Origin of the sequence: Streptomyces sp. H27-C3, assembly GCF_030063415.1 — a bacterium.
Taxonomy (GTDB): domain Bacteria; phylum Actinomycetota; class Actinomycetes; order Streptomycetales; family Streptomycetaceae; genus Streptomyces.
The window spans coordinates 1-13,696 of sequence record NZ_JASITA010000033.1 but is presented as its reverse complement, the minus strand read 5'-3'; the positions used below and the strand labels follow the sequence as shown (position 1 = coordinate 13,696).

General features: G+C 70.1%; 8 protein-coding genes. 5 read left to right on the top strand and 3 right to left on the bottom strand.

What is annotated here, in order from left to right; all coding sequences use genetic code 11:
- Positions 1-37: 37 nt before the first annotated feature.
- From QMK30_RS27865 to QMK30_RS27850, 4 genes are all read left to right on the top strand, one after another.
- Complete coding sequence (locus QMK30_RS27865; RefSeq protein ID WP_283521092.1) at positions 38-2,551, top strand: Hsp70 family protein; 2,514 nt, start codon at positions 38-40, stop codon at positions 2,549-2,551.
- Between the two features lie 137 nt (positions 2,552-2,688).
- Positions 2,689-4,488: a DUF4357 domain-containing protein gene (locus QMK30_RS27860; protein ID WP_283521091.1), complete on the top strand. Its 1,800-nt coding sequence runs from the start codon at positions 2,689-2,691 to the stop codon at positions 4,486-4,488.
- On the top strand, positions 4,485-5,708 hold the full coding sequence (locus QMK30_RS27855; protein ID WP_283521090.1) for an McrC family protein: 1,224 nt from the start codon (positions 4,485-4,487) through the stop codon (positions 5,706-5,708). The genes QMK30_RS27860 and QMK30_RS27855 overlap by 4 nt, the downstream gene beginning before the upstream one ends.
- Before the next feature lie 35 nt (positions 5,709-5,743).
- The gene (locus QMK30_RS27850; RefSeq protein ID WP_283521089.1) at positions 5,744-7,879 is read left to right on the top strand and encodes a UvrD-helicase domain-containing protein; all 2,136 of its coding nucleotides are present in this window, start codon (positions 5,744-5,746) and stop codon (positions 7,877-7,879) included.
- 71 nt (positions 7,880-7,950) lie between these two features.
- Here the strand turns inward: QMK30_RS27850 and QMK30_RS27845 are convergent, their stop codons facing one another.
- Complete coding sequence (locus QMK30_RS27845) at positions 7,951-9,618, bottom strand: N-6 DNA methylase (protein WP_283521088.1); 1,668 nt, start codon at positions 9,616-9,618, stop codon at positions 7,951-7,953.
- 145 nt (positions 9,619-9,763) lie between these two features.
- Here QMK30_RS27845 and QMK30_RS27840 point away from each other — a divergent pair, with 145 nt between their 5' ends.
- Positions 9,764-11,434, top strand: coding sequence for a TIGR04141 family sporadically distributed protein (locus QMK30_RS27840; protein WP_283521087.1), 1,671 nt, complete (start codon positions 9,764-9,766; stop codon positions 11,432-11,434).
- Positions 11,435-11,771: 337 nt separating this feature from the next.
- Here QMK30_RS27840 and QMK30_RS27835 read toward each other — a convergent pair whose 3' ends face one another.
- Both QMK30_RS27835 and QMK30_RS27830 read right to left on the bottom strand, forming a co-directional pair.
- Positions 11,772-12,335 (bottom strand): IS5 family transposase, encoded by a 564-nt coding sequence (locus tag QMK30_RS27835; RefSeq protein ID WP_283521086.1) that lies wholly within the window; start codon positions 12,333-12,335, stop codon positions 11,772-11,774.
- 294 nt (positions 12,336-12,629) lie between these two features.
- Positions 12,630-13,202, bottom strand: a complete 573-nt coding sequence (locus tag QMK30_RS27830; RefSeq protein ID WP_283521085.1) for a dihydrofolate reductase family protein — start codon at positions 13,200-13,202, stop codon at positions 12,630-12,632.
- Between the last annotated feature and the right edge of the window lie 494 nt (positions 13,203-13,696).

The following is a 13,696-nucleotide window of genomic DNA, read 5'->3' as shown; positions in this document are numbered from 1 at the left end:
ACGCCCACCTGTCCGTCCCCTGTCCGGAGGCCACGCCATGCCGTACCGCACGCTCGGAATCGATCTCGGAACCACCAACTCCGTCACCGCCTGGTTGGACGGCGGCGTCCCGGTCGTCCTGTCCAACCGCCACAAGGAGCAGGCCACCCCGTCCGCCGTCGGTGTCGCCGCCGACGGGTCGCTCCTGGTGGGCAGCGAGGCGCTCGGCTCGCGCGACCGGCTGCCCGGTTCCGTGATTACCGAGGTGAAGCGGTTGATCGGACGCAACTACGCCGACGTGGACGTACAGCGGATCATCCGCGAACGGCCCGATGGCGAACGGCTGGTGCGGGAGTCCGCGGACGGCGGGGTCGAGATCCGGCTCGGCGTGCACTACCTGACGCCCGTGCAGATCTCGGCGATCCTGCTGCGCCGGCTGCGCACGGACGCCGAGAACACGGCCGGGGAGGCATTCCGGCGTGCTGTGATCACCGTCCCGGCGTACTTCACGGAACCGCAGTACGCGGCGGTGAGGGAGGCCGGGGAGCTGGCGGGATTCACCGTCACACGGATCCTGCCCGAGCCGACCGCGGCGGCCCACGCGTTCGGTGTGGGGCGTCCCGTCCAGGATGACGACGACATGTGCTCGGTACTCGTCTACGACCTCGGCGGCGGCACCTTCGACGTATCCCTGCTGATCACCGGGCCCGGCTACTTCGAGGTCTACGGCCTCAGCGGGGACAAAGCGCTCGGCGGCGCCGACTTCGACCACGCGCTCCACGAGATGCTCACGACGCGGCTCGGCGACCGCGACCATTCCGGGAGCAACGACGCCGGGCGGATCCGCGCCGCGGCCGAACGCACCAAGATCGAACTGTCCTCTGTCCCCGCGTCGGAGATCGTCCTTGGGCCGCTGGGCAAGAACGGCGGCTCCTGGACGGGGAAGGTCACCCGTGCCGACTTCGAGCAGCTGATCCACGCCGGCATCGCCCGCACCCTGGACATCACCCGCACCGTGCTGCGCGACGCGTCCAGGACACCCGAGGACATCGACAAGGTCCTCCTCGTCGGCGGCTCGACCCGCATCCCGCTCGTCCGCCGCCTGCTCACCGAACTGTTCGACAAGGACAAGGTGAGGGTGAGCCACCAGATCGACCCCATGGCTGCCGTCGCGCTGGGCGCCGCCGTCGAGACCGGGCTGGTTCGCGTTCTCCCCTGCCCCTCCGAGCCGTGCCTGACCACCGGAATCCCGCTCACCGAGAACGCCTGCCCAGACTGCGGCGCCTCGCTGCTCGGCACAGCGACAGTCGACTGCCCCGGCTGCCATGTGCCCGCGGCCGAGGGGACCTCGAACTGCCCGGTCTGCGCCGCCGATCTCTCCGGCCTGCGGGCAGCCGCCCCAGTCGCGGCCCGCGGTGAATGCCCGCACTGCGGCTGCCGGGAGAACTCCACCTCGGCCACCGCGTGCCAGGACTGCGACCGCCCCCTGGACGCGGGCGGCCTGAAGTGCCCCCAGTGCCAGATGGTGAACGCCACCGGTCTGACGGCGTGTTCGGCCTGCGACGCGCTGTTCCACACCGACCAGCCGGAGCAGGTCACGGCCCAGAACCTGGGCCTGGCACTCAACGACGGCACCGTCGCGGTCCTCTTCCCCGCCGGGACGAAGTACCCGACCGCATGGCAGAACATCGAGAATCTCCGGGTTCGGTCGGATGACGCCACCGCGCTGACCTTCCAGATCGTGGAAGGGCCGCACGACAAGGCCCATTCCCGCAATGAGTTCTGCGGAGAACACACGCACCACCTCGGCGCGGGCTCCGGCAGCGCGGAGCGGCTCATACTCCGCGTGCAGATCGACGAGAACCGCACCGTGCACCTCAAGTACCGCGTCGGCGACGGCGAGGAGGTCGGAGCGCGGCTGCGGCGCAACGCCGTCGCCGGCGGGATCGGCCGCGATGCCGCGCATCTGCTCCGCGAGGTCCGTACCCATCGCGAGTACTTCGGCAGCGAGCTCACGGCGGCGGAGAGCGACACCTTCGCCGAACTGACCGAGCAGCTCTCGGCGATCGTGCGCGGCGAACCTCTCGGCCGGTCCCTCGACGGATTCCTCGACGGCGCCCGCACAACGCTGGAGGCCTGCCGCAACGCCCGCAGCTGGACAGCCAGCGCGTCCATCGGCGCCCAGCGGGGCCGGGAGCTGGGGCTCGACCAGTTGGCCGGAGAGCTGGGCGACGCCCGGCGCGCCCTGGACTCGGCACGCGAGCGGATGGACCTGCCCGCGATGCAGGCCGCGACGGGGACCGCCCGTGGCCTCTGGCGGAAGATCGACGCCGCCGTCTGGCGTTCCATGGTCACGGCTCACAACGCCGAGATCGGCCGCTTCCGGGATTCCGTACGACGCTCTGTCCTTACCACCTGGGACGAACTGTGTGCCGCGGCGGCACGCAGGGACTACGCCGCCCAGGACACCCTGCACAAGGCGCTGGAAAACCTCAACACCCGCTCGGAGGCGCCCGACCCGGCGGCGCAGGAGCTCCGGGGAAGTGCCCAGGTGTTCCCCGAGCGCCGGTAACCGGCCGGGGCCGGGCCGAGGGCGCAACGGACAGGGTGCAGTGAGCGCTCTGCACACAGCACACACCGATTGACACCGTCAACACGTAGGCTGGACGCACTTCATGCAGCCGATCCGCCCGCGCCCGGAAGGTCCCCATGCCGCGACTCCCCGATCGTCTCCCCGGCTTCCCGGACTTCCGTATCGCCCTGCCCCAGGACGCCGGGGAGGCCCGCGGCTTCCTGCTCTCCGCGCTCGGCGACAACGGATCGCACAAGTTCCTGGTGACCGCCGGGTCGGCGGTGTCGGCGGAGGACTGGCCGGGGCTGAGCGACTTCGCGCGCCGGTTCCGTGCCGAGCTGCGGGGGAACGGGACGCTGGCCGACGGACACCGTTCCGGCACCTGGACCGTGTCCCGGGACATCGAGTGCAACTCGCCGTCCGCCGCCGCCACGCTGGTCCTCGGCTACGCCGCCACCGGACCCGGCACCTGGCGCAGCACCGGCGACGGGCACCGCCTCGGCGACTTCCTGCCGCAGAGCTGGCGGGCCCCGCAGAAGGCCTGGCTGGTGCGCGGGAACAACGTCTCAGGACACAACCTGGTCCGGCAGCTCTGGCTGAAGGAGGGCGTCGTCTCGCTCGACGGGACACACCTGCCGCAGGTGGACGAGCCGGACCCGACCAAGAGCGTGCTGCGCCGCTTCGTCGAGGAGGGCTACGAGGGGTCGGCGACGTACCACCAGAAGCGCGGACTTGTTGACGAACTCCACGCCTTCTTCACCCAGATGCGGATCGGGGACACCGTCGCCACCCTCAACGACGGGCTGCTCCACCTCGGGCGGATCACCGGCGATCCGGTGCAGTCGGGCTCACCCGGCGGGCTCTCCAACCTGCGGCGGACGGTGACCTGGCAGGAGACCGGCCGTCCGTACGAGGAACTGCCTGAGGAGGTGCAGCAGAAGCTCTCCGCCCAGCACGACGTGGTCGACCTGACCTCCGTCCTGGAACAGCTCCCCGCGCTCACCGGCGGCGCGGAGACCGCGTCGGACGAGGCCGAGCAGGTCCTGGACTCGTCCGAGCAGCGTGTCCTCTCGCTCCCCGCAGTCACCGATGAGTTCGCCGGGAAGCTGCTCGTCCACGACCGAGCCTGGCTGGACGAGCTGCGTGAACTCCTCCTCGACGAGCGGCAGATGGTGTTCTACGGGCCACCCGGCACCGGGAAGACGTATCTGGCACTGCAGTTGGCCGAGTACTTCGGCGGCGGCCCGGAGCAGGTCAAGATCGTCCAGTTCCATCCGTCGTACGCGTACGAGGACTTCTTCGAGGGCTTCCGGCCGGTCGAGGACCCCGAGACACGTGAGGTCGCGTTCCGGCTGACGGCAGGCCCCCTGCGGGAGCTCGCCGACACCGCCGCCCGCGAGGGCAACCGGCACGTACCGCACTTCCTGATCATCGACGAGATCAACCGGGCCAATCTGGCGAAGGTCTTCGGCGAGCTGTACTTCCTCCTGGAGTACCGCAAGCGCTCGGTGCGCCTGACCTACTCGGGGGACGACTTCGGGCTGCCGCCGAACCTGTACGTGATCGGCACCATGAACACCGCCGACCGGTCGATCGCACTGGTGGACGCGGCGATGCGGCGCCGCTTCGCGTTCGTGGAACTCTCCCCGCGCGTGGAACCCACCGCCGGTCTGCTCACCCGCTGGCTGGAACGCGAGGGCAAGGACCCGGAGCCGGCCCTCCTGCTCGACGCCCTCAACGCAGCGATCGGTGACGCGGACTTCGCCATCGGCCCCTCCTACCTGATGAAACCCGGCGTGTACCGCGAGGGCGGCCTCGACCGCACCTGGCGGACCAAGATCCTGCCGCTGCTCGAGGAACACCACTACGGCGAGGGAACCGACATCGCCGCCCGCTACGGCCTGGCCGCGCTGCGCGAGCGGACCCGGCAGGCATGAGTGCCGAAGCGGCCGGCGAGATCACGCTGCGGGAGTACGGGGACACCGTCTCCGTACCGCTCGACGCGGCGGCCGGACGGGCGCTCGCCGCGTCCCGGATGCTTGAGAGCGTAGCGCCGGACCCGGAACGGCCCGGGCACTGGCGACTGCGGGCGGGCAGCCGGGTCGGTGCGGTGCGGCTGCCTGGTGGGACGGTGCTGCGGATCGCGCCCAAGACGCCGGTGCGGCGGCTGTTCTTCCTGCTCGGCTTCAGCCTCAACCCGGGCGGTGCCTGGCGCGACAGCCGGGAGGGCACGGTCAACACCGGTGCGTACGACGACGTGGTGCCCGCCCTCGCGTACGCGGTGGAGCGGCAGCTCGACGGCGCACTGCGGCAGGGCGTGCTTCAGGGCTACCGCGAGGTGACGGAGTCCGCGCCGGTGGTGCGGGGCCGGATCCGGGAGGCCGAGCAGATCCGGCGGCACTTCGGCCGCACCCCGCCGGTCGAGATCGTCTACGACGCGTACACCGCCGACACCGCGGCGAACCGCATCCTGCGCGCCGCGGTGGAGCGGCTGCTTCGACTGCCTTGCGTGCCGGGGACGGTGCGGCGACGCCTCGCCCACCAGCGAACCAGGCTTGCGGACGTGGGCCCCCTGGTGCGAGGCCAGGAACTGCCGCGCTGGCAGCCGTCCCGGCTGAACTCCCACTACCAGCCCGCCCTGCGCCTCGCCGAGGCCGTACTGCACGGAACCTCACCGGAGCACAGGACCGGCGCACTGGCCCTGGACGGCTTCCTGCTCGACATGAACAAGCTCTTCGAGGACTTCGTGACGGTCGCCCTGCGCGAGGCCCTCCGGGAACACGGCCTGACTGCGCGGCTGCAGGACAAGCACCACCTGGACTCCGGCCGCCAGGTCCTGATGAAGCCCGATCTGGTGGTGTACGGCGCGGGCGCCCGTACACCCGTCGCCGTCGTTGACGCCAAGTACAAGACCGAGAAGGCGGACGGCTATCCGAACGCCGACCTGTACCAGGCGCTCGCCTACGCCACCGTGCTCGGCCTGCGCGAGGCGCACCTGGTGTACGCGGCGGGCCGAATCCCCGAGCGGACGACCGAGGTGCGCGGAACCGGCGGGCTGCGGCTGCTCCAGCACAGTCTCGACCTCTCCCGCGAGCCCGCGGCGCTGCTGCGGACGTTCCGAGACCTCGCCGCCCGGCTGGCCGGGCCCGCCGCCTGACACCGAACGACCAACGGAAAGGGGGCCATCGGCCCATGCCCCGACTCGCCTTCGCCCAGAGCTTCTGGGACGGATACGACACCCTGGAGAAGCCGGTCAGAGCCGGCGTCCGCAAGGCCATGACGAAGTTCCAGGCGCTCACCGTGGCCGAACTCAACGCGGACAAGGGGCTCCACTTGGAATCCGTGGAGAACGCCCGCGACCGGCGGATGCGCACCATACGGATCACCGGCTTCTGGCGCGGTGTGGTCCTCGCGCCCGACGACGGCAGCGATCTGTTCCTCCTCGTCCATGTGCTGCCGCACGACGACGCGTACACCTGGGCGGCCAAGCGCCTGTACAGCACGAACAGTGCCACCCGCGGCCTGGAGGTACGCGACGCGGTCGCCCTCGACGAACTGACGCCGCTGTACGAGACGGCGTCCCGCAAGGCGCCGAAGCTGCTGTTCGCCGGTGTCTCCGACGGGGCTCTGCGCGAACTGGGCATCGACGGCCAGGTGTTGCGCGCCGCGCGCTCGCTGGCGGACAAGGCACAGCTGGAGGCGTTCGCGACGCTGCTGCCCGAGGACCAGCTGGAGGTTCTGCAGTACCTCGCGGAGGGCTTTTCGCCGGAGGAGGTCTACCGGGACGTGGTGGCGGTGCGCCGCCCGGTGGACGCGCCGGCCGAGCCGGTCGAGGATCTCGCCACCGTGATCAGCAACACCACCGCCCGGATCCGGCTTGTCACAGGACCGCAGGAGCTGGAGGAGGCCCTGGCGAAGCCGTTCGCGGCCTGGCGGGTCTTCTTGCACCCCTCCCAGCGGCGGGTCGCCCACCGCATCTCGTACGGAGGACCGGTGCAGGTCACCGGCGGCCCGGGAACGGGGAAGACGGTGGCCGCGCTGCACCGCGTGAAGCACCTGCTCGGGCGCGAGCCGGACAGCCGGATCCTGCTGACCACTTACACCAACGCGCTCGCCGCCGGGCTGCGCGACATGCTCGGGCTTCTCCTCGACAACGATGAGAAACTCCTCACCCGCGTCGATGTGGCCACGGTCGACGCCTACGCCAACGGCGTGGTGCGACAGCGCACCGGCAGCACGCCGAAGCCGGTGGGCGACCGCGACCAGCGGCATCTGTGGGAGCTGGTGGTCAAGCAGCTGGGCCTGCCGTTCCAGGCCCGCTTCCTGGCGCAGGAGTACCGCCATGTGGTGCTCGGCCAGGACATCCGCGACCTGGACGGCTATCTCGCGGCAAGTCGGCGCGGATGCGGCACCGGCCTCGGCGCGGCCCGGCGCGGGCTGGTGTGGAGCGGCGTCGAGCGGTTCGAGAAGCTGCTCCAGGAGCGCGGCGCCACCACACACCTGCGGATCTGTGCCCGCGCGGCCGACCTGCTCGCCGCCGGTCCTGCCCCGTACAACCATGTCGTGGTGGACGAGGCGCAGGACCTGCACCCCGCACAGTGGCGGGTGCTCCGGGCTGCCGTCGCCCCCGGCCCCGACGACCTGTTCCTCGCCGGCGACCCGCACCAGCGGATCTACGACTCCCGGGTGACGCTCGGCTCGCTGGGCATCGCCACGGCCGGCCGCAGCTTCCGGCTGCGTCTCAACTACCGCTCCACCGAGGAGATCCTGGTCTGGTCGGCGCGGCTGCTCGCCCCGGTCACCGTGGACGCGCTGGAGGGCGACGGCATCGACTCCCTGGCCGGCTACCGCTCGCTGCTGCGCGGCCGCCGTCCTGAGGCCGGCGGATACGCCGGCCAGAAGGAGGAGTGCGCCGCGCTCGTGGAGCGGGTGCGGGCGTGGCTCGGCGAAGGTCTCGCTCCGCAGGAGATCGGGGTGTGCGCCCGGTTCAACCTGACGCTGGACGCGGCGGAGGCAAGGCTCAAGGACGCCGGGATCCCGGTGGTGCGGGTGAAGGGGCAGGTCGCCGCAGGGACGCCGGGGGTTCGGCTGGCGACGATGCACGCCATGAAGGGTCTTGAGTTCCGGGCGGTCTCCGTGCTCGGGGTCATGACTGGAACGGTGCCCTTCGCCCGGGAGATCACCCCGCTGGAGGCGGACGCGCCGCAGCACGAGGCCGATCTGATGCTCGAGCGCTGCCTGCTCTTCGTCGCCTGCACCAGGGCGCGCGAGGCGCTGAGCGTGAGCTGGAGCGGGGAGCCGAGCGAGTTCCTGCCGGTCGGCGCTTGAACCGACGGCTCCGGGGGCTGCGAGCGTATCGCCCCCGGAGCCGCCCGCCGTGTGTCCTCAGTGACGGGCTCTCAGTCCTCCGGGGCCAGGGCGCCGGAGCAGAGTCCCTCGCGGGCCAGGTCGGCGAGCCGTCGGCTGAGCTCGGACACGGCCCGCATCGTCTCCTCGAATGCGGTGAGGTCGCGGAAGGCCGCACCGTAGCGGCGCTGTTCCTCGATGGCCAGCTGCGGGATCCGGGCGCCCTTGGTCTCCGTCCGATAGCTGCCGGAAGCGCTGGTGGCACGGCGGGTGTTGGCCGGGCTGCGCAGGAAGCCCTGAAGGTAATCGGTGTCGAGCTGGTCGCTGGCGGAGACCGGTTCCGGGCCTTCATAGGTCACGAGGCCGGCCCGGAGGAGTTCGGCGACGCCGGCGGTGGCGCCGTCGAGCGAGCCCGCTCCGCCACCGGGCCGGAGCTGTGGCAGCAGTGTGGTCAGCCGGTGCAACTGCTCCTCCAGGTCGTCGCGGAGGGCCGTGAACTCGCCGGGGTAGTCACGGTGCCCGGCCCGGAGGTGGCTGCCCGGAGTCAGGTCGACCGTGTCGTCGAGAAGGTTGATCAGGGGGACTTCCACGGTCTGCTCGGGGCGCGGGTCCAAGCCGCCGTCGGGATCATTGCCGGTGAGGTCCACCATGCGCACCGTCGCCGGAGGAGTATCGCCCGACTCGGGGCGGCGCAGGGTCCAGAGGTGGACGGGTAGGGCATGTGAGGAGGCCACGCCGGGTGGTAGCGCGACGACCTGGGTGAGGATGCCCCTGCGGACGAGTTCGGCCCTGATCCTTCGCCCGGCCTTGCGGTAGGCGACGGAGGCGGGCAACACGATCATGGCGTGTCCACCCGGCGCGGTGTGTGCGTAGGCGTGCTGCAGCCAGGCGAGTTCGCCCTCCGCCTTGGACGGCGTACCGAGTTCCCAGCGCGGGTCGAGGAGGAGTTCCTCTCGTCCCCACTCGGTGACGCCCACCGGCGGATCGCAGACGACCAGTTCGGCCCGGAGGTCTGGCCACCGGTCATCGCGGAGCGAGTCACCCGTTTCGATCCGGGCGTCCGGCAGCGAGGACAGGGCGGCACGCAGCCTGGCGAGGCGTGCGCAGTCGGCATCGGCCTCCTGTCCACGGCAGAGCGCTCCGGTCCGCCCGGCGACGGAGAGGAGCAGCAGACCGATGCCGCAGGCGGGGTCGAACACCGTCGCTCCGGACGGCAACGGCGGGGCGAAGTGGCGTACGGCGCGTGCCAGCCGGGTCGACGTCACCTGGTCAGAACCGGCGCGGCGGACGGCGTCGGCGAAACGTTCGGTCAGTGCGTTCACGACGTCAACGGGCTGCTCAGCTTCTGCGAGTGCACGGACACGCGCTGCCGCGTCTTTCGACAGGCGCCGCCCGCTCGAGGGCCGTCTCCCGTGCCCCGCCGAGAGTAGCTCGGCCACATCCGCAAGACCCGCGACCATGTCCTCTCCGTAGGCGGCCCGCAGCTCCTGCCACACGTGGACCTCAGCCGAGACGTCCTGTCCCTTCCGCTGCTTCTCCAGCCATGCCTGCACTTCGGCCAGCGCGAAAAGCGGGCTGCTCGCAGCGCCACCCGAGGGTGCGGGGAAGTCGTCGTAGCGACGCCGCCAGTTGGATACGGCGGCACGGGTGACTCCAGCGATTCTGGCGATCTCCGACCCGGTGACGAGGGGGGCGGTGGCGGGTGCGGCATGGTCCGTCATGAGGCCACCGTACACGCAGCACCTTTAAGATGGGAACACCTGCATTACGTTGACACCGTACACAGACTGCTGTCATCGTCCTCCGTATACGGATGAGGCTCCTGTCGGCCTTGCTCCACCACACCCGCACACACGGAGGCACTTCATGTCCACACACACCGCAGTCCGCACCGTCTACCGGCTCTCCACGGTCTCCCCGACCCCAGAGGCCATGTTCGACGCCCTTGACCACGAACAGCTCGACCGGCTGGGAGCCGAATTGCACCACCCGGAGGTGCTCGGCGTGCCCGCGGTGTACCTCACCTATGGGAAGCAGGAGGAAGCCGACACCTGGTGCGCCCCCAATGCCCGCACCACCGGAATCCTGGTCTCCGAACCGGTCCGCCGCACCGGCGCGCTGCTGCTTCTCGCCGTCGGCGACCAGGTGTACGCCGTCACCTGCGGCAACGGCTACCGCTTGGTCCCCGACGCCCTCAAGGACAAGCGGTTCGGCCTCCGCTTCGCGATCCGCATGATCGACCCCCGACACATCAGCGGCGCCGTCACCAAGACGCTCGGCATGGCCCGCACCGACATCTCGCTGGTGCCCGCCGGCACCTCGGTCCCGGCGCTCGGCATCCGCGACCAGGCACGGGTGGTCCGCCACCTCGGCGGCCATCTCGACGACATCCCGCTCACCCGCAGCCGCCACGCCAACGGCCGGGCCTGCAGCGCCCAGGGGGGTGTCGGCCTGCGCCTTCCCCTCGGCATCGAACCGGCAGATCTGGTCGAAGACCTGCGCACGATCACCCGGGTCTGCCAGGACGACATCCCGCACCCCGACCTCGAATTCGTCGACCACATCGTCCCGGTCACCGACGCCGTCACCCTCGCCGGGCTCGACGCCTCCCTCGACCGTCATCTCGGCGCTCCCCCCGACGGACGGATCTCCTTCTCCGTCCCCCTCGACCTGCACGACACGTACGCAGAGGCCACCGCCTACCGGACCCGTATCGGCACCACCGAGGCCTATCTGTCCGACGACTTCGACCTGGCCTACGTCCTCACCCGGGCCCGCATCAGCCGACCCGGCAGCCGTCTCGCCGCCGTGCGCGACGGCACGGTGACCCTCCACCGCGACCCTTCGCCCAGATCCTCCGTACCACTGGCGACCACCCACGCACTGGACTGGATCCAGGCCGACATCTCCCTCGGTTCACGGACGTACTGCCTTCTGGACGGCGACTGGTACGAGCTCGGCGCCGGCTACATCGACTCCGTCCGCGACGACCTGCGGCGGTTGTTCACCGATGCCGCCGTGTACGGCCTGCCGCACTGGCCCGAAGTCGCGAACGAACGCGCCTACAACCGAGCGGTCGCAAAGGCCCGGCCCGAATGGCTGTTCCTCGACGGCGAGTTCATCAACAACCCCCTCAAGCGCACCGACCGGGTCGAAATCTGCGACCTGCTGACTCCGGACGGCACCCTTGTCCTGGTCAAGCAAGCCGGTTCCTCCGGCTCCTTCAGCCACCTCCTCGGGCAGGCACAGGTCGCCGTCGAGCTCCTCGTCAACTCACCTGAGGCGCGCTGCCAGTTCGTCCGCCGGGTCGCACGGGAGAGTGGCGGGAGGATCAGGCTGCCCGAGGACTTCACACCCCGCCGACTGGTCCTCGCGGTCCGGCACAAGTCCGGAGCCACCTTCACACCCGACTCGCTTTTCGCCTTCTCCCAAATCACGCTCCACCAGACAGCACGGGAGCTGACCAGACGCGGGGTGAGCGTCGAGGTCGTTCCCGTGCCGACGGCAGCCGAGATCGCTCGGACCACCGCGGCGTAGCGGCACCCCCCACCAACTGTCCACCGACGTCCGCCGGGGCAGGCGTGCACTTCGTGCCGAACCTGCTCGTCGGGCTCACCCGCGGCACGAATCGTCTGGAGCCATTCTTCGGCAGCACGCCGCTGCTGCGCCCGGTCGCGCCGCCAGCTCGGCCGCCGAGCGGACGCCGCCTCCGGGCCCTCGGTGCGTGAGGCTGCAGGGGTAAGACCTCGGCACGTCGAGCGAGCTGTCGATGATGCCGTCCGGGAGGCTGGCGGCGATCACAAATGACGGCTTCGCCCGGGCCTGCGGTTCGTGCACTCCGAGACCTCCGAGAACGGGGCTGTGACGTCGGCGGTCAGGGCTGCACGGCGCATGCCCCTGGGTCCTTGATCGGAATTCCCCTTATCAGGGAGGGGAAGGGGAACCGTGTCCGCAGCCGGGGCAGCATGCCCCGGGCGGCCTGGCGGTCGGTGATATTCGCGGCGGTCACCAGCACCATCAGCACCAGGCCGAGGCTGTCGGTGATGACGTGCCGGCGCCCGCCGTTGATCTTCTTTCCGCCGTCATAGCCGCGTGAGACCGCGGGCACCGAGGCGGCCGCCTTGACCGACTGCGAGTCGATGATGGCCGCAGTCGGCTCACGCTCACGCCCCTCGGCCTCGCGGACCGTGCCGCGCAACCGGTCATGGAGTTCCCCGGCCAGACCCGACTGCCGCCACCTGCGGAAGAACGCGTACACCCGGTCCCAGGCAGGGAAGTCGACGGGCATCGAGCGCCACTTGATGCCGTTGTCGGTGACGTAGAAGACCGCATCCAGCATCTGCCGGTGACAGTAACCCTCCGGCTGTCCGCCCCGGCCCTCCATCCACGCCGGCACCGGCAGCGCGTCACGCACCACCGCCCACTGCGCGTCCGTCATGTCCGAGGGATACCGCCGCACCCGCCCCGGACGGTCGGCCGCGTTCCCGCACCGGTGAGCGAGACAATCACACACCGGGCGGATCGAGTTGAACCCCGAGGGCGCAACCACGTAGAACAGCATCAGCAGGCCTCCGGTCTCACGAGCTGGCTTCAACAACCCTCGTGCTGCACCGGAGACCCTGCCTTCATGCGTCCTCCCAGCCAAGATCCCCCGGTCAGGCACCCTGTTCGATCAGAACCGGCCTCCCTGTGCCCGACCGCGGCCGGAGTCGGGCACGGGCACACTGTGCTGTCAGCGGACGACATCGAAGACGTTCTTCTGCAGACCGTTGGCATAGACCTCGTGCTCGACCAGCTTCAGCTTCTGGGTGTCCTTGTCCGTGGCGCTGAACAGCCGCTTGCCCGCGCCGAGCAGGAGCGGAAAGACGAGCAGGTGGTAACGGTCGATCAGGCCGGCGTCCGAAAGAGCCTGGTTCAGGGAGGCGCTGCCGTGGACGATGATCGGGCCGCCCTCGGTCTCCTTCAATGCGGCGACCTCGTCGAGCGAGCGCAGGATCGCGGTCTCACCCCAGTTCGACACCAGGTCATCCTTGGTGAGGGTGGTGGAGACGACGTACTTCGGCATCACTTTGTAGTCGGCGAAGTCCTCCATGTCGGGCCACACCGGGCTGAACGCCTCGTAGCTGGTCCGGCCCATCAATATCGCGGTGGCTTCCTTCTGCTCCCGGCCCTTGATGTCGAATGCCTCGGGAAGAAACTCGACGTCCTTGAAGGTCCATCCAGAGTTTCGGTAACCGGGCTCACCGCCCGGGCCCTCCACGACGCCATCGAGGGAGATGAAAGCGGTACTGATCAGGGTACGCATCTAAGGTTCCTCAGTATCTCGTGTCTGGTTCTCAGCAGGTGCGGCCGGTGCACGCTCTGACCACGCTCGTGGCTGCGGTGCACCAATCATGATCTATGACTGCGGATCACGGAGGAACTCATCGGCCCTCGCCGGTCCCTCCCGGCGACCTCGGCCACCGGGATCGCCCCGGGGAGTCAGGCAGGTGTCCGACCACGGGACCCGCCAGGTGCACAAGCCAGTCTCGACCGGTGGCGCGGCGACGAGATGCGGTTGGCCTCGGTCCAAATGCAGAGTTATCGGGACCGGCCCACGTTCTCAGCTCACCTGGCATTACAACAGGGCCCCCCGGCGCTCGGATGTTGCCGTAACCCCGAGTTGCTCAGGACTTAGATTCAACCGGTCAGAGCAACAGTGCTGGTCGAGGAGGGTATACGTGGCGAGACTGGGTCGGCCGGGGATGCCGGACGAGATGAAGGCCGACTTGTGGCGGCGGTGGAAGGCCGGGGAATCGA

Bases quoted from the DNA above. Each gene is read 5' to 3' on its own strand.
- QMK30_RS27865 (WP_283521092.1), top strand. From the start codon at position 38: ATGCCGTACCGCACGCTCGGAATCGATCTCGGAACCACCAACTCCGTC.
- QMK30_RS27860 (WP_283521091.1), top strand. From the start codon at position 2,689: ATGCCGCGACTCCCCGATCGTCTCCCCGGCTTCCCGGACTTCCGTATC.
- QMK30_RS27855 (WP_283521090.1), top strand. From the start codon at position 4,485: ATGAGTGCCGAAGCGGCCGGCGAGATCACGCTGCGGGAGTACGGGGAC.
- QMK30_RS27850 (WP_283521089.1), top strand. From the start codon at position 5,744: ATGCCCCGACTCGCCTTCGCCCAGAGCTTCTGGGACGGATACGACACC.
- QMK30_RS27845 (WP_283521088.1), bottom strand. From the start codon at position 9,618: ATGACGGACCATGCCGCACCCGCCACCGCCCCCCTCGTCACCGGGTCG.
- QMK30_RS27840 (WP_283521087.1), top strand. From the start codon at position 9,764: ATGTCCACACACACCGCAGTCCGCACCGTCTACCGGCTCTCCACGGTC.
- QMK30_RS27835 (WP_283521086.1), bottom strand. From the start codon at position 12,335: ATGACGGACGCGCAGTGGGCGGTGGTGCGTGACGCGCTGCCGGTGCCG.
- QMK30_RS27830 (WP_283521085.1), bottom strand. From the start codon at position 13,202: ATGCGTACCCTGATCAGTACCGCTTTCATCTCCCTCGATGGCGTCGTG.